General features: G+C 41.6%; 19 protein-coding genes, 1 pseudogene and 1 riboswitch. Of the genes and pseudogenes, 12 read left to right on the plus strand and 8 right to left on the minus strand.

Features of this window, described 5'->3' with window-relative positions; translation table 11 throughout:
* Both UF75_RS16350 and UF75_RS16355 read left to right on the plus strand, forming a co-directional pair.
* Nucleotides 1-761, plus strand: a 761-nt coding sequence (locus UF75_RS16350; protein ID WP_052693351.1) for a type II secretion system F family protein, incomplete at its 5' end; no start/stop codon positions are given.
* 51 nt (nt 762-812) lie between these two features.
* On the plus strand, nt 813-1,166 hold the full coding sequence (locus tag UF75_RS16355; protein ID WP_197079440.1) for a DUF192 domain-containing protein: 354 nt from the start codon (nt 813-815) through the stop codon (nt 1,164-1,166).
* Nucleotides 1,167-1,181: 15 nt separating this feature from the next.
* On the opposite strand, the gene UF75_RS16360 is transcribed toward UF75_RS16355, so the two are convergent.
* On the minus strand, nt 1,182-2,504 hold the full coding sequence (locus UF75_RS16360; protein ID WP_045575659.1) for a M18 family aminopeptidase: 1,323 nt from the start codon (nt 2,502-2,504) through the stop codon (nt 1,182-1,184).
* Between the two features lie 189 nt (nt 2,505-2,693).
* Between UF75_RS16360 and UF75_RS16365 the strand changes: the two genes are divergently transcribed.
* From UF75_RS16365 to UF75_RS16400, 8 genes and pseudogenes are all read left to right on the plus strand, one after another.
* Entirely contained in the window at nt 2,694-3,521 is an 828-nt protein-coding gene (locus tag UF75_RS16365) for a GNAT family N-acetyltransferase (RefSeq protein ID WP_045575660.1), read from the plus strand.
* 477 nt (nt 3,522-3,998) lie between these two features.
* The gene (locus tag UF75_RS16370) at nt 3,999-4,580 is read left to right on the plus strand and encodes a flavodoxin family protein (RefSeq protein WP_045575661.1); all 582 of its coding nucleotides are present in this window, start codon (nt 3,999-4,001) and stop codon (nt 4,578-4,580) included.
* Nucleotides 4,581-4,671: 91 nt separating this feature from the next.
* Nucleotides 4,672-5,556, plus strand: a complete 885-nt coding sequence (locus UF75_RS16375) for a DegV family protein (protein ID WP_045575662.1) — start codon at nt 4,672-4,674, stop codon at nt 5,554-5,556.
* Between the two features lie 143 nt (nt 5,557-5,699).
* The gene (locus UF75_RS16380) at nt 5,700-7,463 is read left to right on the plus strand and encodes a phospho-sugar mutase (protein ID WP_045575663.1); all 1,764 of its coding nucleotides are present in this window, start codon (nt 5,700-5,702) and stop codon (nt 7,461-7,463) included.
* Nucleotides 7,464-7,575: 112 nt separating this feature from the next.
* Nucleotides 7,576-8,505 (plus strand): diacylglycerol kinase family protein, encoded by a 930-nt coding sequence (locus tag UF75_RS16385; protein ID WP_045575664.1) that lies wholly within the window; start codon nt 7,576-7,578, stop codon nt 8,503-8,505.
* A gap of 291 nt (nt 8,506-8,796) precedes the next feature.
* Entirely contained in the window at nt 8,797-9,792 is a 996-nt protein-coding gene (locus tag UF75_RS16390; RefSeq protein WP_045575665.1) for a J domain-containing protein, read from the plus strand.
* Between the two features lie 39 nt (nt 9,793-9,831).
* Nucleotides 9,832-12,422 (plus strand): annotated as a pseudogene (gene clpB / locus UF75_RS30770) (ATP-dependent chaperone ClpB).
* Between the two features lie 237 nt (nt 12,423-12,659).
* Nucleotides 12,660-14,420, plus strand: a complete 1,761-nt coding sequence (locus UF75_RS16400; protein WP_045575666.1) for a UbiD family decarboxylase — start codon at nt 12,660-12,662, stop codon at nt 14,418-14,420.
* A gap of 101 nt (nt 14,421-14,521) precedes the next feature.
* On the opposite strand, the gene UF75_RS16405 is transcribed toward UF75_RS16400, so the two are convergent.
* Nucleotides 14,522-15,019 carry a DivIVA domain-containing protein gene (locus UF75_RS16405; RefSeq protein WP_045575667.1) on the minus strand — a complete coding sequence of 166 codons (498 nt, stop codon included), beginning with the start codon at nt 15,017-15,019 and terminating at the stop codon, nt 14,522-14,524.
* A 223-nt stretch (nt 15,020-15,242) separates the two neighbouring features.
* Between UF75_RS16405 and UF75_RS16410 the strand changes: the two genes are divergently transcribed.
* On the plus strand, nt 15,243-15,452 hold the full coding sequence (locus UF75_RS16410; RefSeq protein WP_045575668.1) for a hypothetical protein: 210 nt from the start codon (nt 15,243-15,245) through the stop codon (nt 15,450-15,452).
* A gap of 15 nt (nt 15,453-15,467) precedes the next feature.
* Nucleotides 15,468-15,665, plus strand: a complete 198-nt coding sequence (locus UF75_RS16415; protein WP_045575669.1) for a spore coat protein — start codon at nt 15,468-15,470, stop codon at nt 15,663-15,665.
* A gap of 91 nt (nt 15,666-15,756) precedes the next feature.
* Here the strand turns inward: UF75_RS16415 and UF75_RS16420 are convergent, their stop codons facing one another.
* The 6 genes from UF75_RS16420 to UF75_RS16445 all read right to left on the minus strand — a co-directional run bounded on the left by UF75_RS16420 (nt 15,757) and on the right by UF75_RS16445 (nt 20,997).
* Nucleotides 15,757-16,374: a sigma-70 family RNA polymerase sigma factor gene (locus UF75_RS16420; RefSeq protein WP_045575670.1), complete on the minus strand. Its 618-nt coding sequence runs from the start codon at nt 16,372-16,374 to the stop codon at nt 15,757-15,759.
* A 134-nt stretch (nt 16,375-16,508) separates the two neighbouring features.
* Nucleotides 16,509-16,970, minus strand: coding sequence for a 6,7-dimethyl-8-ribityllumazine synthase (gene ribE, locus UF75_RS16425; RefSeq protein ID WP_045575671.1), 462 nt, complete (start codon nt 16,968-16,970; stop codon nt 16,509-16,511).
* Nucleotides 16,971-17,028: 58 nt separating this feature from the next.
* Nucleotides 17,029-18,231 carry a bifunctional 3,4-dihydroxy-2-butanone-4-phosphate synthase/GTP cyclohydrolase II gene (locus tag UF75_RS16430; RefSeq protein WP_045575672.1) on the minus strand — a complete coding sequence of 401 codons (1,203 nt, stop codon included), beginning with the start codon at nt 18,229-18,231 and terminating at the stop codon, nt 17,029-17,031.
* Between the two features lie 39 nt (nt 18,232-18,270).
* Nucleotides 18,271-18,924, minus strand: coding sequence for a riboflavin synthase (locus tag UF75_RS16435; RefSeq protein ID WP_045575673.1), 654 nt, complete (start codon nt 18,922-18,924; stop codon nt 18,271-18,273).
* 27 nt (nt 18,925-18,951) lie between these two features.
* A complete protein-coding gene (gene ribD, locus UF75_RS16440) occupies nt 18,952-20,067 on the minus strand; it encodes a bifunctional diaminohydroxyphosphoribosylaminopyrimidine deaminase/5-amino-6-(5-phosphoribosylamino)uracil reductase RibD (RefSeq protein ID WP_045575676.1) in 1,116 nt (371 codons plus the stop codon).
* Nucleotides 20,068-20,203: 136 nt separating this feature from the next.
* A riboswitch (FMN riboswitch) is annotated at nt 20,204-20,318 on the minus strand.
* Between the two features lie 121 nt (nt 20,319-20,439).
* A complete protein-coding gene (locus UF75_RS16445; RefSeq protein ID WP_045575674.1) occupies nt 20,440-20,997 on the minus strand; it encodes a GNAT family protein in 558 nt (185 codons plus the stop codon).
* Nucleotides 20,998-21,079 lie beyond the last annotated feature (82 nt).

Here is a 21,079-nt window from a genome sequence, read left to right on the forward strand (position 1 = left end):
GCGAACGGTTACTGCGTCCGCTGCTTTCTCAATTTGCCCATCGATTGACACGTAGGGGCTCAAAGGGACAGCACGAGCGAACAATTGCCAAGCTAAGTGCTGCAGGAATATTAGGACAGTGGGAAGCTGGAGAGTGGAAAGGGTTACAATATTCAGGGGGTATGTTACTGTCACTACTTCTATTGGGGATATTTTCGCTATTATCCTCCCCACTATTAACCCGCTTGGAAATGGCAGTGATCGGCTTTTTAATTGGATACTTACTTCCGGATTCTTGGTTAAAGGTAAAAGGCAAACAACGACTAAAGGAAATTGAAAAGACCTTACCCGATGTACTCGATCTACTCACCGTTAGTGTTGAAGCTGGACTTGGGTTTGATGCTGCCTTACTTAAAGTTGTCGAGAAACAAAAAGGAGCTCTTGCGGAAGAATTTCTGAGAGTTCTTCAGGAAATCAAGATGGGTCGTCCGCGTCGAGAAGCTTTAAGGGATCTGGCAAAGCGTAATAAGCTTGCTGAAAACCTGGGTATTGTAGTTGCCTCTCTCGTTCAAGCGGATCAACTGGGGATATCAATTGGTGGTGTCTTGAGAAACCAAGCACAACAAATTAGACAGAAACATCGGCAATGTGCCGAAGAAAAGGCCCAAAAAGCACCCATAAAGATGATGATACCGTTAGTGTTTTTCGTCTTTCCAACTATATTTATTGTGGTTCTCGGACCTGCGATCATTCAAATTATTGAAATATTTAAACAACAGTGATTTAGGAACATCAGCAAGTAGAGAAAGGAAAATGCTATGAAATTAGGATATTTGCAAAACTTACGTACGGGGCGGATTGTTGGAGAATGTGTCTGTAAAGCAGATTCCTTTTGGCTTCGTTTTCAGGGCTTACTTGGACGAACAAGTTTGGCTCCAGGAGAAGGGCTTTGGCTTATACCATGTCAGCAGGTTCATATGTTAGGTATGCACTTTGCAGTTTCTGTTTGGTTTTTGGATAACCAAGGACAAGTATGTGAACTTATAGATGAACTATTGCCCTGGAAAATTTCGCCTTATATTCGAGAAGCTCAAAGTGTTATTGAGTTTCCGGTAGGGTGGGGTAACGTGACAAATACGCTGCTTGGGGATAAACTAGACTGGCAAGAGAGTTGTTCCGAAGGATAACTTGCCCTCGTCAATTTAGGAAGAGGTCTCATAGAACGTTAAAAATGCTTTAGCAATGGCCAAATGATCCTTGACTCCTCCGAGCTCGCGAACAGAATGCATGGCTAAGACAGGATTTCCGACATCTATAGATTGAATATCAAGGTGCGTACTAGATATAGGCCCAATAGTTGAGCCCCCACGTTCATCGGAACGATTGACAAACATTTGGACAGGAACGTCTGCATTTTGACAGAGGGTTTTGAAAACCGCTGCTGTTTCCGCATCGGTGGTGTAACTTTGATTGGCACTTATTTTTATGACAGGTCCTCCATTGAGAATAGGTCGGTTGACAGGATCATGTTTTTCCGCAGCATTAGGATGTAGAGCATGGGCCATATCGGCAGAAATAAGAAAAGAGTGAGCTAAAGCTTGAAAATACCCTTCTCGTCCTTGTCCTTGTGCTAAGAGGATTCGCTCTAAAACATGTGACAACAGTGGAGAGGCAGCCCCTTGTTTGGAAGTACTACCACATTCTTCATGATCAAAACAAGCGAGTACGTTCGTCATGAAGGCTGGTTTTGATCTTGCAAGGGACCAAGCACCGGCATGGACCATGGCTAGATCATCAAGACGTCCCGCTGAGATATATTCGTGCTGAAGTCCAACAACACAACCTTTAACCTGTTCATATAAAAAGAGATCAAAGTCAAGGATTTCTTCTACCCGACAGGGCATTGTTTCTGAAAGGAATTGAATTAAACATTGATCTTTATGTAATTGATCCGTAATCTGAGACAATAGGGGTAGCATATCTTTTTGTTTATTTAATTCAATTCCTTCATTAATCTTACGGTTTAAATGGATGGATTGATTTGGTATCACAAGTAACGCTCGTTCACTGTTGTAGAGTTTGATTTGTGGCGAGAAGGGAGTTTCTCCTCGAAGGATTATTCGTCCTGCAAGGGATAAGGGGCGATCCATCCAAGTATTAAGAATTGGGCCACCATAGGTTTCTACATTTAGTTTGAGATAATGCCCCTCTACCTGGATCTCGGGAATTGCTTTGACCCGGAAACTGGGGCTGTCAGTGTGCGTCCCAATGAGGTGAAATCCATTATTTTCAATTTCGCTAAGACCGACCGTAAAAGCGATTAATGCTGAGTTATTACGGCTTACCAGATATTTTCCACCTGGAACTAACGACCATTTATCTTTAAGCGACAACTCCATAAATCCTTGGGGTTCTAATAGTTTCCTCACACTTTGCACGGTATGAAAAGGAGAGGGGCTCTCCTCTATAAACTTGATAAGCTCTTCGGCAAACATCAGTTCTTCATTAGAAATATAAGCGGCCATATTATCCACCTTTCAGAAAAGACTTTATTTCGTTTTAAGTTTTGGCCATAATTTTAGCTTTTTACTTAATTCTCCTTGAATAAACGACATACCTTTAAAAATTAATGAACTTGATGGAAAGATAGCAGGAAATTTAGTTCTTTTACAGAAAGGTAAATCAGATAAAGCTTTGGATTTAGTTTCAGATGAATGGAGATAGACTTGATAAACTTTAGGGTAGCATTACTTGAAAATATCACTCTCGGTGAATTGACTGAGATTTGGAACCGTTGTTGGCAAGGGTATTACTTCGATATGTTCTATTTAAATGAGCACATGAAAGTCTGGCTTGATCTGAGTCAGGTTTATTTAGGGTGCTCCATGGGAATTTATGTGGAAAATCGAGTGGTTGGATTTGCTTTGCTATCGGTAGATGGTAGTGATGGATGGATTGCTGCGGCTTGTATGGACCCTGATTTTCGATTCAAAGGGCTATTTGAAATATTAATGAGAGCTCAACTCGATCAGGCCTTACGACTTGGTTTAAAACAGGTTTATCTTGAAGTCTTAGAACAAAATCACGCGCTTAAAGTTTACCAGTCCGTAGGTTTCACTCCCGTACGACAACTTAATCTCTACCGTGCACAAAGTAGGACTAAGTCATTGAATAATTGCAGAAGAATTATTCCCATGAAATTGGTTTCCGAGGATTTATACTTTGAAAACCGTAGCCGGGTCTTTAAGCCAGCATGGCAACGTAGAGAAGATTACCTTAGAAGGCATATTAATTTTTTCGCGGTTATGAATTTGTCTGGGACAGCGGGTGCCTTGTATGCTGGGGAGAAGGATGGCCTCTTGATTGACCTTTGGAGTGCCTCTGCCACTGGGGCAGATGAGGTGATTTCCGCATTACTTCAACGGTCAGATCAGCCTTTTTCACTCATTAATCAGCCTAAAGATTGGATTTCTGCAGTTCTGAGTGCTAAGGAAATTTACCCTAGTGCGATACAAGTAGAAATGTGTGCTCACTTAACATAAACGCTTGTTTAACGCATAGAATAGTTAAGTCCGTAGGTTTAGTGTAAATTTGGGTCGGTTTTCGTTAAACAAGCGGTTGGAATCGGTAGAATTAAATTTTATTATTTGTTTAGGTCTTGTAATATTGGAGAATTAGGTATATAGTAATAAGATAACCCAAATAATGCGAAAGGAAAGAATCTTTATGACAAAAGAACAATTAATGATTAATGCGATCTTGGAAGCAGTAGGACTTGAATCAATTAAGTCTGCACCGATCCAAAGACGAGTTCATCAAGAGGGATAAGTAGTTACAGAAAGGGTGCGGTATTTTTGACCCGGATTCTAATCCTAAAGTGTAACCAAATTAACTTAAATCCATTCTTAGAAAACCAAATCTAAAAGCGAGTTTCTTAAATTATAAGAAGCTCGCTTTTATACTTGGAATTAGGACAGGTAATACTAGTGAATAAATATGATACGAGGGAGTTAAAATTTATGGCCTTATTTGTTCTAGGCATTGCTTGTAGCCCGAGGCGTAGCGGCAACTCCACACGCTTACTTTTAGAGGGAATGAAAATTGCACAGTCTGAGGGGCATACTACAGAATTGGTTTACCTCTCAGATCTAGAAATAAAGCCCTGTCAAGGTTGTGGTGCCTGTTCGGTAGAAGGAATTTGTGTGATTAAAGATGATATTCAAAAGCTCCAAGAAAAAATTATTCGCTCAGACCGATTAATGATTGCGGCTCCAATTTTCTTTATGGGAGTCAATGCTCAAACGAAAATTTTGATTGATAGAATGCAAACCTTTTGGGCACTCAAATATATACACCATCAATCTTTTTTCAAGCCCTTTGGTCTTAAGCGGACTGGGTTATTTATTTCAACGGCTGGTACACGTAAAAAAGATGTTTTTTTATGTGCCGAAAGATCTGTTAAAACATTTTTTCATATGTTAGATATTGATTACACAAAACCCTGTTTATATAGTGGAGTTGATAAAGCCGGCGAAATCGAGGACTATCCAAGCTACTTAGAAGAAGTTCGGAGGACTACACGTGGTTTTCTGAAGTCCTAATATTGCAAAAATTTACTTGTCCTTTTTGTAGAAAATTATGGTATACTGAATTTAATATATAATTATTACAAATGGAAAGGAACTATGTCTCATGGAACAAACTTCATCACCCATAACCGACCCAAAGATTGCTATTGTAACAGATAGTACCAGTGATTTGGCTCCTGAAATGATCAAAGAGTTTGGGATCGAGATACTTCCTTTACATGTTGTTTACAAAGATCGAGAATATCTGGACGGAGTTACGATCAGTCCGGATCAAGTTTATAACAATATGGAGATAGAGGTTCCCACTACTTCGTTACCTTCTCCGGCAGAAATAGCCAACTTGTTTAATCGGCTAAAGGATGAAAAATTTACACATATCCTATGCATGCATATCTCAAGCGGCCTAAGTGGTACATATGAAACCGTCTGTCAAGTTGCCCAAGATTATAAAGAGATGGTTATCGAAGTTTTAGATTCAAAAGCACTTTCCATGGGGTTGGGTTTCCCTGTCTTGGAAGCAGCCCGGAAACTTCGCATCACAAAGGATTTTAAAAGTGTCGTTAATGTGGCTGAGGGTGTATCAAAACAAATAAAACTTTTTTTTGTGCTTTCAACGTTAGAATATCTTAAACGTGGTGGACGAATCGGCTATGTTTCAGGCACCATCGGTGAGCTTTTAAATATAAAACCTATTATTTCGGTTAATCTTGAGGGTAAATACATTACATCAGCAAAGGTTCGGGGCAGAGATCAGTCCCTCAAGAAATTATTAGATATCTTAATAGAAAGCACTCAAGAGGGACAATATAACGTGGCAATCGTTCATGGTGGGGCTGAGCAAGAAGGGCGTAAACTATGGCAGAGTGCTCGTCAACTTCCAAATATTAAGGAATTGTTATTTAATCAGATTAGTCCGGTTATGGGAGTTCATACAGGCCCGGGGCTAGTCGGGATTATTATTTCTCCTGTTATTGACCTCAGTCGTTAGACTGAGGTTTTTTTATACCTAGTTTTCTTTATAAGATTTTAGCAATCTTTTCTATCTGTTACGAGTATGCTATACTCTCGTAAAAGGCAAGATTACCCAAGTAACTAAAAGACAGGGTTACGAACTAGGGAGGATTAAACAAGGTGACTATTCAAGAACGGTACCGCTTATGGTCTGAACAGCCATACTTTGATGAAGCAACAAGGCAAGAGCTAAAACAAATCACCGATCCACAAGAAATTGAGGACCGCTTTTATTCGGATTTGGAATTTGGCACAGGTGGTTTACGAGGAATTATTGCTGCTGGAACCAATCGCATGAACAAATATGTCATTCGTAAAGCAACCCAAGGATTAGCTGAATGTGTTTGTGACCATGGAGCTGAGGGCATGAAGCGAGGGGTTGTTATAGCCTATGACTCTCGAAGGTTCTCCTACGAATTTGCGGTTGAGGCAGCCTTGGTTCTGGCTCAAAACGGAATTAAGGCGTATCTATTTAACTCGCTTCGACCTACTCCGGAACTATCGTTTGCAGTTCGTTATTTGCATGCCTTAGCGGGTATTGTTGTGACAGCGAGTCATAATCCTAAAACTTATAACGGTTACAAGGTATACTGGGAAGATGGTGGTCAGGTACCTCCAGTGAAAGCGGACCAGATTCTGGCGCGCATAGAAGCCCGTGAGAGCTGGTTGGATATCGAACCCATGTCAGAAGTTGAAGCGATAAGGAACGGGTTATTGGTAATCATTGGTGAAGAAATTGATCAACCTTACCTTGCCAGAATACGACGGTTAGCACTTCACCCAGATTTAATTACCGAGAAAGGGGAAGCGGTCAGGATCGTTTATACTCCTTTACACGGCGCAGGCAACATTCTAGTTCGTAGGGCTTTGGCTGAACTGGGTTTTAGTTCTGTTTTCGTTGTGCCTGAACAAGAGCTTCCTGATCCGGAATTTACGACGGTTCCCTATCCTAACCCGGAAATCCCAACAACGTTTGAACTTGCCAGAAAATATGGGCTTGAGAAAAATGCAGACCTTCTGTTAGCGACGGATCCTGATGCCGATCGTTTAGGGGTGGTCTTGCGTTCGCGGGATGGAGATTATAGACAGCTCACGGGGAATCAAATTGGAGTACTGTTAACTTACTATATCCTATCCCAAAAAAAGGCCTTGGACATCCTTCCTGAAAATGCAACCATCATAAAGACGATAGCCTCAACAGATTTAGCGGATCAGGTCGCTCATTACTTCGGGGCCAACGTGGAAAACGTTTTAACCGGGTTTAAGTTTATTGCCGAAAAAGAACAAGAGATGGAAACGGGTGGTTGGGGTACCTTCCAGTTTGGGTTTGAAGAAAGTTATGGATATCTGGCAGGTGATTTTGTCCGAGATAAAGATGCCGTGATCGCTTCAGTCCTTTTAGCAGAAGCAGCACTCTATTATCAACAAATTGAGGGCCGTACACTTTTTGATGTCCTAGAAAGTATCTACGAACATTTTGGGTACTACCTTGATGATCAAGAATCCCTAGTCCTAGAAGGCATACAAGGAAAAGAAGAAATTTCAAAAATAATGGAATCATTTCGTCAAACAGAGATCTTAGAACTAAGCGGAATTCGTATTGAGAAATCGGACGACTATGAACAACGGAATGGTAAAAATCTCATAACAGGACAAACCTACGCTCTCACTTTGCCGCGCTCAAATGTCTTGCGTTTTTCCTTTTTAGGGGGTGGATACGTCATGGTGCGCCCATCTGGAACTGAGCCTAAAATAAAAGTTTACTTCTCAGTAAAAGCTGAATCTATGCTGGATGCTGAAGAGACCCTTTATAAGTTAAAAACGGATGTAATGAATCAAATTGCTTTAATTAGAGCATCAATTCATGAAACAACTCTCCAATAGTTTTCGTGACCCAACGTCTCTCTGAAAGGACATTTCAGATTAGATGTCGAAATGTTTGAGATTGAGTGGAGAAACGCATTTTTATGGGTCAAGAAAGGGAAGAGTTTACAATATGTTGAAAAGGGAGCGCTGGTTCGCAGTCGTTAATCCTCAATCAGCCAATGGGAGTACGCGAAAACGCTGGCCAGCTTATTTAAAGCGACTTGAAGATGAGGGATATTTGATAAACTATGAGTATACGACCAAGCCAAGAGATGCAACGCATATAACTCAAAGGATCTTATCAGAAGGGTATACACATATTATAGCTGTCGGTGGAGATGGTACAATGAATGAAGTCGTGAATGGCTTTTTTTTCAAGGGCCAATTGATCAATCCAGAGGCAGAGTTAGCGCTTTTTTCTCACGGCACTGGAGGGGATTTAATACGTACTCTGATGATTCCGAAAGGGATTGACAGTTTTTTAGCTATCTTAAGTCAGAACCGGAAGCGCATGGTTGATGTTGGTGAAGTACAGTTTCTAAAGAATCATGGACAGCAAGAGACTCGCTACTTTATTAATGTTGCGGATGTTGGATTGGGTGGAGAGACGGTTGCCCGTGTAAACCGGCAAAGTAAATTTCTTGGTGGGAAAATTTCCTTTCTAATCGGGTCAGTGATTAGTATCCTGCGTTACCATAATAAAGTTATGCGATGTGAAATTGACGGGAAACTTGTCCTCGAAGGACGACAAAACAGCATAATGGTAGCAAATGGTCGATACATCGGTGGGGGCATGATGATCGCTCCTCACGCAGAATTGGATGATGGCTTGTTTGATGTGGTTTGTTTAGGGGATTTTTCGACGCTAACGTTGCTTCGACATTTGCCTAAACTATATCGTGGAGAGCATCTCGAAATTCCGGGAGTTATCGTGTATCGTGGACGATCTGTTGTCATTACATCAGAGGAGCGAGCACTGCTCGATATTGATGGAGAACAACCGGGACATACGCCAATCTCTTTTACCCTTCATCCCCAAACCCTTTGTTTATGGGGGTAATCGAAAAAGTCCTTAACTAGGTTATCAGATATTTTTTGGGATAGTCTATACTTAGTACTTTTATGTATAGACTATCCCGTATTTAAGTTCTAAACCATTTCAGTTACTCCCCTAGCAAAGGTCAATAATAGTCAAAAAAATGTCTGACCATTATTGACCTTAGAATCATTATCGACTATACTTTAGTTAATAAGGAAAATACCACTAAAATGACGGTCCAAATCTAAGATCTTAGATACTATTTTTTTGAGAGTGAGTCACAATGATAATATAAGTAAATGAGGTGAGACAATGGATTTTAAAGATTATTATGTAAGCCTTGGAGTATCTCCTGATGCAGATGAAAAAACAATCAAGAAAGCTTATCAGAAATTAGCTAAAAAATACCATCCAGACGTTAATCCAGGAGACAAAGTGGCTGAAGAAAAGTTTAAAGAAGCCTCGGAAGCTTATCATGCAATTAGTGATCCGGAGAAACGACGTAAATATGATGAACTTCGACAAGATTACCAACACTGGCAGACACGTGGAGGGCGGGGAGATTTCGATTGGAGTCGATGGCAGTCCAATCCCGGCGGTGCTGGAGGTAGTCAAACCTATACGATGTCCCCAGAGGATTTTGCGGAAATGTTCGGCGGTACAGGAAGATCTGGAGGAGCAAGAGGTTTTAATGGTAGCAGAGGAGATGGCTATTCTGATTTCTTCTCAACACTCTTCGGAGGGGGTGGGGGGCAAGGCTTTGGCTTTGACGTAGGTACTTCGGCAAGTCGAACTCGAGATGGACAGGATCTTGAAGTTGAAGTCCAAGTAACACTCGAGGAAGCTTTTCATGGAACCAAGCGGATTATCCAAAGTGGAGAGAAGCAGATCGAGGCCAAAATCCCTAAAGGGGTTCGAACCGGTTCTAAAGTAAGATTGGCTGGACAAGGAGGGTCTGGGGCTGCGGGAGGTAAAGCTGGAAATCTCTATTTAAAAATTACGGTAAATCCAGATGCTCGTTTTGTCCGCGAAGGAGATGACTTGAAGGCCAAGCAACCTATTAATTTCTATCAAGCCATCCTTGGCGGAGAGGTTCGTATTCAAACGTTTGACGGCGAAGTCCTTCTCAAGATTCCACCACTCACTCAGACCGGCAAGAAGTTTCGCTTAAAAGGAAAGGGAATGCCTAGTTTAGAACGTCCTGACCAACGTGGAGATCTTTTCGCAGAACTATCCATTATCCTACCAGAAGACTTGAACGAGCATGAAATCTCGATTCTTCGTGAGCTTGCTATGCAAAGAGGATAAATTAACCAATCTACAAAACCTAATAAGGAGTGAATAAGTATGTCTTTTGATACCAATCGATTTACCCAGAAATCCCAAGAAGCAATCACGGAAGCCCAATCTATGGCAGAACGCAACGCAAACAGCCTCATCGAGCCAGAACATCTTATGCTCGCCCTATTAGAACAAGTAGAGGGTGTTACTTCTCAAGTTTTAACCAAGCTAAACATCGCTACGGGTGTACTCATCTCATCGATCCGTCAAGAGATCCACCGCTTTCCACGAATTAGCGGAGGAAATGTACAAATAAGTATTTCCCCACGCTTGCGCACTGTATTAGTGGCTGCTCATGATGAGATGACTCCGTTTGGGGATGAGTATGTTAGTGCAGAACACTTACTTTTGGCGATCTTGGCAAAGGCTGGAGGATCAGTCGAAAAAATTCTTAAACAAGCAGGGCTAACCCGAGAAAAATTGTTGCAAGCTTTGCGAGAAATCAGAGGCACTCAACGCGTGACGAGTCCCAATCCTGAAGGGACTTATGCAGCGCTAGAACAATATGGGCTTAACTTAGTGAAACAGGCACGACGCGGTCGTCTTGACCCAGTCATTGGTCGGGACGAGGAGATTCGTCGAGTGATTCAAACTTTATCCCGTCGAACAAAGAATAACCCTGTGTTAATAGGGGAGCCCGGAGTTGGTAAAACCGCGATCGTTGAGGGACTGGCTCAACGGATTGTACGAGGAGATGTTCCTGAAACTATCAAGGATAAACAAGTTATTTCTCTGGATATGGGAACCCTCATTGCAGGAGCTAAGTACCGAGGGGAATTTGAAGAACGCTTAAAAGCAGTGCTGAAAGAGATTCAGGATCGTGATGATGTGATCTTGTTTATCGATGAATTGCACACCGTTGTAGGAGCAGGGGCAGCAGAAGGGGCAATGGATGCTAGCAATATGCTCAAACCAATGCTGGCGCGTGGAGAGTTAAGTATGCTTGGGGCAACAACCCTTGCTGAATACCGCAAGCACATTGAAAAAGATGCTGCGCTAGAAAGACGCTTTCAACCGATTATGGTGGAGGCTCCTAGTGTTGAAGATACGATCTCTATCCTGCGCGGCCTAAAGGAACGCTATGAGACACACCACGGAGTGCGAATCACGGATGGAGCCATCATTGCCGCAGCAATACTCTCGGATCGTTATATTAGTGACCGGTTTCTCCCTGACAAAGCGATCGACCTTATCGATGAAGCTGGGGCACGTATGCGCATGGAAATTACAAGTGATCCCTTTGAGTTAGATCAAATCAAACGCAGAATTATGCAACTGGAAATCGAACGAGAGGCTCTTAAGAAAGAAAAAGATGAAGCAAGTAAAGAGCGTTTAATGAAGATTGAAGAAGAGTTAGCAAATCTCAAGGAAGAGCGAATCGGAGTAGAAGGGCAGTTACAAAAGGAACGAGAAGTCCTCACCCAAATTCAACAACTTAAAGAAAAAATTGACAACTCGCGTACTCTTATGGAGCAAGCTCAACAGCAGTTGGACTACAATAAAGCAGCTGAACTGCAGTATGGCATTATTCCAACACTGGAAAAAGAACTTCAGACCACAGAACTAGAACTTCAGGCCAAGAAAAATTCGCTCTTAAAACAAGAAGTGGTTGAACAAGATATTGCGGAAATCGTGGCAACTTGGACCCATGTTCCCGTTTCTAAGCTGATGGAGAGTGAGATGGATAAACTTGTCCATATGGAAGAACGTATTCATCAAAGAGTGATTGGTCAAGAGGAGGCTGTTGGGTTGTAGCTGATGCTGTTCGTCGAGCACGCGCAGGGTTACAGGATCCTAATCGTCCTTTGGGCTCATTCCTTTTCTTAGGTCCAACAGGGGTTGGGAAAACCGAGCTGGCAAGAGCTTTAGCTGAGTTCCTCTTTGATGACGAACAGGCAATTGTACGGATTGATATGTCTGAGTATATGGAAAAGCATACGGTCGCACGTCTTATTGGAGCCCCTCCTGGATATGTAGGATATGAAGAGGGTGGACAACTGACAGAGGCGGTACGTCGTAAGCCTTATAGTGTCATTCTCTTTGACGAAATCGAGAAAGCGCATGGTGATGTTACGAATATTCTCTTACAGCTCTTAGATGATGGTCGCTTGACCGATGGGCAAGGGCGTATTGTAAACTTTAAAAATACGGTGGTTATATTAACCAGTAATATTATCCTGTCGATGGAGGAACTCGTCCAGCACAATGCAGCTCAAAAGGAAGTTCGTTCTGCCATTAATGAACAACTTCGGAAGCATTTCCGTCCGGAATTTCTTAATCGCCTTGATGAAGCGATTGTCTTTCATTCTTTGAAACGTGAGCATATCGGACAGATCGTGGAAATTCAACTTGGGTTGTTGCGTAAACGGTTAAGTGAACGTAGACTCACCTTGGAATTAACCCTGAAAGCACGGGAAGAACTAACTAATGAGGGGTATGACCCAGTTTATGGAGCGAGGCCGCTCAAAAGGGTTATTCAACAGCGTCTGCAAAATCCCTTGGCGCTAAAACTACTCCAGGGAGAAATTAAGGAAGGGCAACAAATTATAGTGGATTTCGATGAGTCAGGATATTCGTTTACTTCAAAGACTGAGTAGTAAGATATTCATAAAGATACAAAGGTCATTAAGCATTTAGAGTATTTTCGAGAGTCGGGATAAATCCGACTCTCGTTTTATGTTTAATGTAAAGTGCTTTTTTAAAAAGTTCTCAATAAGTTTCATGAAGTTTCCTAGAAAACTTGGCTAAAAATCGTGACTCTATGTATAATGTAGTTAGCTAAGTTTTAACCAACCCCTCCATGGGTCGTACTATACAATTAATGAGGTGACACTATGCACGCAAATTTGCGGGATTTTATTAAAACTCTTCGGAGCGAGAAACAAATTATTGAAATCGAGGTTGAAGTAGACCCTTATCTTGAATTAGCGGAAATTCACCGCCGAATTATTGAGGATCAAGGGCCAGCCCTATTGTTTAAGCGAGTCAAAGGTAGCTCTTTTCCAGTTATTACAAATTTATTTGGCACTCGTCGACGCGTTGATCTTGCTGTTGGTCCCAAGCCTGAGGAAATAGTTCAACGAGCCGTTTCGTCAATACATCGATTGCTTCCCCCTAAACCATCTGTCCTTTGGCAAGAAAGGGATTGGATGCTTTCGCTAGCTAAAAGTGGGTTAAGCACAGTTAGTCCAAAACAAGCACCAGTTCTAGAAATTAGGGAAGCCAGCGTGGATTTGACGCAACTTCCGGTGTTAACTAGTTGGCCAGAAGATGGTGGTCCATTCGTTACCTTACCTTTAGTTTATACGGAGCACCCTGTGACTAATGAACATAATTTAGGTATGTACCGGATCCAAATTTATGGTCCTAATCAAACGGGCATACACTGGCAAATCCATAAAGGTGGAGGATTTCATTATTTTGAAGCTGAACGATTAGGGCAGGATTTACCGACCACTCTGTTTTTGGGTGGACCGCCTGCTTTGACTTTATCAGCGATTGCTCCTTTGCCGGAAATGTTACCTGAGCTAATCTTTTCCTCATTTTTAATGGGGGAAAAAATGGCACGAGTCAAGGTTCCAAGCCATCCCCATACATTAATTGCTGAAGCGGAGTTTGCAATTTGTGGGTCGGTTCCTGCATATATTCGTAAGCCGGAAGGCCCTTTTGGAGATCATTACGGATACTATTCTCTAACCCATGATTTTCCAATATTTAATGTACATACAGTTTATCATCGAAAAGATGCGATCTACCCAGCTACGGTGGTCGGCAAACCCCGTCAGGAAGATTATTTTATTGGAGAATATTTACAGTCTTTATTATCACCTATGTTTCCAGTGGTCATGACTGGAGTAAAAGCGCTTTGGACCTATGCAGAAACCGGTTTTCATGCTCTGGCTGCTGCCATCATACGAGAGAGTTATCAACGGGAAGCTCTGGCCCACGCCTTTCGAATTTTAGGTGAAGGGCAACTAACCTTAACTAAATTCCTGGTGCTTACGGATGTTCAACTTGATTTGAAAGACTTTAGAAATCTTCTGGAAACTGTTCTAGCTCGTTTTGAACCAGAATCAGACTTATTAATTCTCAATCAAACGTCAATGGACACCTTAGACTACACTGGTCGTCATTTCAATCATGGAAGTAAGGCAATCATGCTAGGATTAGGCGCCCAAAAACGAGACTTGCCTCAAACTATTGAAGGAGCTACCTTGCCCGGTATAAATGGGATTAAGCCTTTCTGTGCTGGCTGCCTTTTATTAGAAGCTACCTCGTTTCAACATGCTCCAGAACTTGCTAATGAAGTGTTAAAGCAACTTCAAAGTCAACCGTTTCAGACTTGGCCCCTAGCGATTTTAGTGGATGATATTACTCAAGCCTTAGAACCAAGAGGTTTTCTCTGGCAAGTATTTACTCGCTTTGATCCAGCGCATGATATCTATGCGGAAACAGAATTAAACTCGCATCGTTTAGTTTATCATGGCACAATCTTGATCGATGCTCGAATGAAACCAGGTTATCCTGGAGAAGTAATCCCCGACGAGGCGACCGTTAAATATGTCAATCAGCGTTGGCATGAATATGGTTTGTAACCCGGATAATCATTGAAAATTCCTTGAAACGTAAAGAATTCCCTAATCTAACGTAATTTTAGATTAGGGAATTCTTTTAAATTATGGGATAAAGGAATTTCTTAATCGAACAAGTCATGTGCCATATTCAAATAATGCATGACTTGATCAACTTTAGTTTGGAGTTCTGCTTTCTGGTCCATTAAGCCCTGTATTTGCTCCTCAATCTGGATGATTTCAACCCGCTTTTCAACGAGTGTGGACTCAGCTTCAATTTCCTTGGACTCTGAAATACGTGTGGCTTCACTGATTAATGTTTCACTTTCGCTGTGAGCAAATTGTAAAATATCATCTGCATGTTTTGTCGCTTCATCTTTTATTTGAGTAGCCACCCTTTGGGCACTGAGAAGGGCATCCCGAAGGTCTTTTTCAATTTGCTCATAGTCTTTAAGACGGTTACCCCATTCTGAGTTTTGTTCCCGTAAGCTATTAATTTGTAAACGTAATTCTTTGTTTGCAGCATTAGCTTCCGATAATTGGCGGTCTGTTTCAGTCCAGGCTTGATCGACAGCCTCTGAATCATATCCACGGAAAACTCGCTTGAAATCTGGTGTTTCCATAGTTCTAACCCTCCTTTTATTACATATTAAGATGTATTTCTAATTTTTACTTTAATTAAAGTGCCTATTTTAGTAAGTTTAACGTATTAAAATCAAACTGTCTAGTTCTTAGCCTTAAAATGTCGAACAATAACAATTTATAGTTTATCCGTGAATAATTTACAAGTTTTTTACACATCCTGAAACTGTTATGCAGAATAATCTTTATAAGGAGGGATCTAAGATGCAACTAAATGAAATGGAAATGAAGAAAATTCTTGACCAAGGCATGCTAACACGAAGTCTTATTGAGACTGAAACCGCGATGAAAAAGTGCCAAATGTATAATGAAATGGCAAAAGACGCAGCTGTAAAAGGATTTTTTAAAGAACAAGCCAAAGGTTTAGAAGATGTCGTCGGATATTTTAAAAAATCGATGGTAGGGTTGCAATAGAAAGGGGGACTGAACATGAGTCATTTTGCGGACTTAGATATGCTTTATGATTATGAAAAAGACGCTGCTGCTGCTGCTACGGGTTATATGACACTTGCTACGCGCGCGCATCAAGTTGATTTGAGAGATATGTACTTACGCTTAGCTAACGAAGCTACCAATGCACATAGCAAGGTCAGTAAGTTGATTAGTCAAAGCGGGGGTATAGCCTAAAAATAGTGTTAATAAAGAACCGGGAACATATCATCCCGGTTCTTTATTAATGTTCTTTATTATTTTTGACGATTGTTTAGAGAGCTATGTTTTAACCTGCTACTTGACGCGAACGGTAAATGGCAGTTTTGTGCCGAATCCGTTGAATTGCATTGTCCAACGATTTTGGGTTAACTCCTAAGCGTTGAGACAATTCACGTTGCTTAAACCCTTGAATAAAATAGTGCTTAAATACGAGACGTTCAAGATCCGAAAAGTTCTCATTAAGGCCTTGGATTATTGAAATAGCCTCGTCATTTGCAATAACCATTGATGCAGGATCCTCTGCATTGGGAAGCATTTCCATGAAACTTGTTTCCTCTGTTTCGGATAAGACACTGTTTAGTGAGTAGGCTTCATTTAAGTTAACGTGTTTTTGGCGAGTATACTTGCGAAGGCTATCAATAAGTTTTCGCTTTACGACCATTCTTAAAAAATGAAGGAAAGGGATCCCTGAATTATCGTCATAAGCTAAAATAGCCTGGTAAATAGCAATACGGCCTTCCTGTATAAGATCTTCATAGTCTGCTCTGGGTAGAAAATATTTGCACGCAATAATACGAACTTCTGGTTCATAGTGTTTAATAATTTCGTTTAATGCCTCTTTATTGCCTGAGCGTGCTGCTTCAAGCATGGCCGTTTCTTTAAAGGCTACAATGTTCGAAGTCATGACACTCATCTCCTTGTCAAAAAATACATGCAATCATCTCTATGAGTCTAATAAAGATTATGCCTTTTGACAAGGAGATTTTTGTGGACAATTTCCCAAATCCTGTAAGTCAAACTAAGCTAATAATGTTAAATTTAAAATGCTTTAATCAAGTTCGCTGTTTCAATGGCTGTCATAGCAGCGTCAAAGCCTTTATTTCCAGCTTTTGTTCCTGCACGTTCAATGGCTTGTTCAATACTATCAGTGGCAATAACTCCAAAAATTACTGGAACACCGGTTTGTAGGCCAACTTGAGCAATTCCTTTACTAACTTCATTGCTGACAAGATCAAAATGAGGGGTAGCACCTCGAATTACAGCGCCTAGGCAAATGATTGCATCGTAGCGTTTAGAATGGGCCATTTTTTGAGCTACAAGCGGAATTTCGAAGGCACCTGGTACCCAGGCTAGCTCAATGTCTTCGTCCAAACCCCCATGTCTGCGTAGGGCATCCAGCGCACCTCCCACTAATTTGCTGGTGATAAATTCGTTAAATCGAGCTGCAATAATACCTACTTTAAGTCCTTGAGCCATTAAATTTCCTTCAAATGTTTTCATGAGTACATCCTTTCTCAACTAGCATAGTTTAGTCTAAATGATTATTATGGGTATCTTTTTATTGAACACTGGTTAAATAATGCCCCATTTTTTGCTTCTTGGTGCAAAGATATTTTGTATTTTCGGGTTTTGATACAGTTTCGATAGGAACACGTTGAACAACGTTTAAGCCATACCCTTCGAGGCCCACAATTTTGCGGGGGTTATTAGTCATCAAGCGCACTTTGGAAATCCCTAGATCTGCTAAGATTTGTGCTCCTACACCATAATCGCGCAAATCCTCTTGAAAGCCTAAGGCCAAGTTAGCTTCGACCGTGTCTTTGCCTTCTTCTTGAAGTTTATAAGCTTTTAGTTTATTTAATAATCCAATTCCTCGACCTTCTTGGCGCATATAGAGTAGAACACCGCGACCTTCATGCTCAATATCTTCCAAGGCATTACTTAGTTGGTCCCCACAGTCACAACGCTTGGAATGAAAAACGTCTCCTGTTAAACATTCTGAGTGAACCCTAACCAGAACAGGAGCACCATCATCAACGATTCCTTTAACTAAGGCTAAATGCTCTTTTTGATCGACTATACTGAGATATCCAATAGCATTAAAGTCCCCAAATTCTGTCGGGAGATGGATACTCTCGACTCTTTCGATAAGCTTCTCTGATTGACGACGATAACTAATCAGGTCTTTGAGGGTGATAATTTTAAGATTATGCTTTTCAACAAAAAGAAACAAATCTGGGACTCTAGCCATGGTTCCGTCTTCATTCATAATCTCACAAATCAGGCCTGCCGGTTCAAGTCCAGCAAGTCGCGCTAAATCCACTGAACCCTCTGTGTGCCCAGCACGTACTAAAACTCCACCTTCTCTGGCTTGAAGCGGAAAGATGTGTCCTGGTCGATGCAATTTGCTAGAGTCGCTATTAGGGTCGGCTAATATTTTGACAGTTACCGCACGTTCAAATGCGGAAATCCCAGTAGTACTTGTGACAGCATCGACACTAACCGTAAAAGCAGTGCCATGCGGATCTGTGTTTTGGGTAACCATCGGTTCAAGCTGTAAGGCACGAATTCGGTCCCCAGTCATCGGAACACAAACAAGCCCTCTTCCATAAGTAGCCATAAAATTTATCGCCTCTGGGGTTGCCATCTCGGCTGCCATCACGAGATCTCCTTCATTCTCACGATCCTCATCGTCCACCATAACAATCATTTTACCTTGTCGAATATCTTCTAAGGCTTCTGCAACTGTATTGAATGACATGTTCTTCACTCCTTAATTTTTCTTACATAGTTTTTAAATTTAGATAAATCCATGTTCGGCTAAAAACCCTAAGGAAAGATCTTTTTTAGGAAGATTAGCTTCCTTGTTCATGCCCATAAATCGTGCTACATATTTGCCGATGAGATCGGTTTCGAGGTTAACGCTTGCGTTGAGGGATTTAAATCCTAAGGTAGTTTGACCAAACGTATGTGGAATAAGTGAAACTGTAAAATAGTCGGACTCCACATCGATGACTGTTAAGGAAATGCCATCAATCGCAATCGATCCCTTCGGTAACAGATAGGGTAGTAGAGCGGGAGGGGCATTGATTTCATAGATTTGGGCTATACCTATAGGTGATATTCGGCGTATTGTACCAACCCCATCAACATGCCCACTGACCAGATGCCCACCCAATCGGGTTTGCAGTTGTAAAGCTCTTTCTAAATTGACGTGGCTGCCACTTTTTAGTTCTGCGAGATTTGTTTTTAGCAACGTTTCGTTCATAACATCGACAGTAAAGTTGCGGTCACTTTGTCGAATAACCGTTAAACAAACTCCGTTGACTGAGATGCTATCTCCAATCTGAGTTCCGATTAGGACTTTTTTGGCTTCCAGTGTAAGCTGCCCTGATTCAGGTAAGAGGCGAAGGCTGTGGACAGTACCCAGTTCTTCTATGATTCCGGTAAACAAGAGTATCCCTCCTTGATGGCAGCTTGGTTAATAACGCAGATAACCAGTAACGTGTAAATCTCCAGTTTCCATATCAACTTGCAGGTTATCGAGCACCAAGGCATCTGCCATAGTCTGGATGCGTAAACCCGATAGGGGAGAGGGACCTTGGCCGCCTACTAGTTTTGGAGCAATGAAAAACTCAACTTTGTCAATACAGGACTCTTTCATCATTGAACCCGCTAATCCGCCGCCCCCCTCTAATAAGACACTGGTCCAACCGCGAAGAACGAGATCGGATAATAGTTTTTTTAGGGGAACCTGTCTCGCAGTGTCATATTGCCAAATTTCAACCTGTGGATGAATACTTTGGAGTGATTTTACCTTGTTATCTGATGCGGCACGAGTTGTAGCAATAATGCAGGGGCTGTGGTTTGAAACAGAGAGAATTTGAGCAGTTTCAGGTATGCGTAATTGCCCATCGACAACAACGCGGACAGGGTCTCTTCCACCAAGAAGTCGACAAGTAAGCATGGGGTTATCTCGAATCACTGTTTCACTTCCCACCAAAATGACGTCATAATGATCCCGCAATTGGTGGACATAATTTCGAGATTTCTCCGAACTAACCCAGCATGAATCCCCGGTCTCAGTGGCAATTTTACCATCTAAGGTCATGGCAGATTTGTATAATACAAAGGGTAAGCCGGTTGTTATTGCTTTAATAAAGATTTCATTGACTAAAGTGGCTTCTTGGTTCATGAGACCTACGTCAACCTCTATATCGGCTTTAAGCAAACGTTCTATACCGCGACCTGCAACCAAGGGATTGGGATCTCTCATGGCAATCACAACTCGTTTAATCTCAGCACGAATCAGTGCGTCGGCACAAGGGGGGGTTCGACCAAAATGTGAACATGGTTCTAAGGTTACATAAGCTGTAGCACCATAAGCTTGATCTCCTGCGGCTTGGAGAGCATTTACTTCAGCGTGAGGGGTTCCGGCTTGATGGTGATAGCCTTCACCTACAATCTGGTCATCTTTAACGATCACACACCCTACCAGAGGATTGGGACTAGTTCTACCAATTGCTTTTACAGCTAACGCTAGGGCTCTTTTCATGTATTTTGGATCTTGTAAATCTGAAGGACTTGATCTTTCCATGGGAGGTTCCTTTCTTAAAACTAGAATTAGTTTGTCCAATAATTGAATAAGTAGGTAAAATAAAAACACCTGTTCTTCTCCAGGTGTCGAGTCATAAAGTCACAGCTCAAAAAAAGCGCTCAAACGCTAAAATTTGCTGTTCCTCTTCTCATCCAGACTTTACTGTCGGCCCCGGAATTGACACCGGGTCTGCCTTTCGGCTCGCGGGCTTTACCGCCGGTAGGGAATTTCACCCAACCCCAGAGGAATATTACGGATTATTAAATTTCTTATAGTTTACTCCAGGCTTTCGATTTTAGCAACCCTATAAACAATTTTATTGAGATTCAGGTGAGTTTTACCCATTTGAATCTTAGGTAATCCAGGAACCTCTTAGCGCTCAGCTTCGGATAATATTCCATATAAAGCGAGGAATTCGTTTTGCAATAAACCCATAAGAATTGCGTCATGATAGTTTCCTAATACGAAACGAGCCTCTCGCTGACGACCTTCAATTTTAAAACCCGCTTTTTCATAGGCCTTAATGGCTCGAATATTCCCATCCCACGTATCCAAAGAAATTCGGTGAAAATTCCACTGTGTAAATAGGTAACGGGCAAAGGTAATGAGCGAATCTGTACCGTAACCTTTCCCCCAATATGCCTTGTTACCAAGGACAATGAACAGTGTTGCAGTACGGCAGGGGATATTAATCTCCTTAAAGCCTATGGTTCCGATTAACAGATTATTTTGATCTAGGATTACATAACGGTAGGTATCGGGTGACCCATCGAGAAACTTCACAGCAATTTGATCTTTGTTGAGCATTGTATTTAAAGGCCAAGCCCCACTAGACCATAAATTAACTTCTTGGTCATTGTACCATTGATGCATTGCGTCAAGATCCTCTTCTTCAATTGGGCGAATTGATGTTTTGAGACCTTTTAACATGTAGAACACCTCACGACTATTTTAAGATGCATCTATATTATCATTTTTTTGTAAAGACTAGAAATAAATTGTTTAAGTGAGC

The organism is Desulfosporosinus sp. I2 (assembly GCF_000960765.1).
GTDB lineage: Bacteria > Bacillota > Desulfitobacteriia > Desulfitobacteriales > Desulfitobacteriaceae > Desulfosporosinus.

Bases quoted from the DNA above. Each gene is read 5' to 3' on its own strand.
- UF75_RS16415 (WP_045575669.1), top strand. From the start codon at position 15,468: ATGAGTCATTTTGCGGACTTAGATATGCTTTATGATTATGAAAAAGAC.
- UF75_RS16445 (WP_045575674.1), bottom strand. From the start codon at position 20,997: ATGTTAAAAGGTCTCAAAACATCAATTCGCCCAATTGAAGAAGAGGAT.
- UF75_RS16390 (WP_045575665.1), top strand. From the start codon at position 8,797: ATGGATTTTAAAGATTATTATGTAAGCCTTGGAGTATCTCCTGATGCA.
- ribE (WP_045575671.1), bottom strand. From the start codon at position 16,970: ATGAAAACATTTGAAGGAAATTTAATGGCTCAAGGACTTAAAGTAGGT.
- UF75_RS16375 (WP_045575662.1), top strand. From the start codon at position 4,672: ATGGAACAAACTTCATCACCCATAACCGACCCAAAGATTGCTATTGTA.
- UF75_RS16365 (WP_045575660.1), top strand. From the start codon at position 2,694: ATGGAGATAGACTTGATAAACTTTAGGGTAGCATTACTTGAAAATATC.
- UF75_RS16430 (WP_045575672.1), bottom strand. From the start codon at position 18,231: ATGTCATTCAATACAGTTGCAGAAGCCTTAGAAGATATTCGACAAGGT.
- UF75_RS16370 (WP_045575661.1), top strand. From the start codon at position 3,999: ATGGCCTTATTTGTTCTAGGCATTGCTTGTAGCCCGAGGCGTAGCGGC.
- UF75_RS16420 (WP_045575670.1), bottom strand. From the start codon at position 16,374: ATGACTTCGAACATTGTAGCCTTTAAAGAAACGGCCATGCTTGAAGCA.
- UF75_RS16385 (WP_045575664.1), top strand. From the start codon at position 7,576: ATGTTGAAAAGGGAGCGCTGGTTCGCAGTCGTTAATCCTCAATCAGCC.
- ribD (WP_045575676.1), bottom strand. From the start codon at position 20,067: ATGGAAAGATCAAGTCCTTCAGATTTACAAGATCCAAAATACATGAAA.
- UF75_RS16400 (WP_045575666.1), top strand. From the start codon at position 12,660: ATGCACGCAAATTTGCGGGATTTTATTAAAACTCTTCGGAGCGAGAAA.
- UF75_RS16405 (WP_045575667.1), bottom strand. From the start codon at position 15,019: ATGGAAACACCAGATTTCAAGCGAGTTTTCCGTGGATATGATTCAGAG.
- UF75_RS16360 (WP_045575659.1), bottom strand. From the start codon at position 2,504: ATGGCCGCTTATATTTCTAATGAAGAACTGATGTTTGCCGAAGAGCTT.
- UF75_RS16410 (WP_045575668.1), top strand. From the start codon at position 15,243: ATGCAACTAAATGAAATGGAAATGAAGAAAATTCTTGACCAAGGCATG.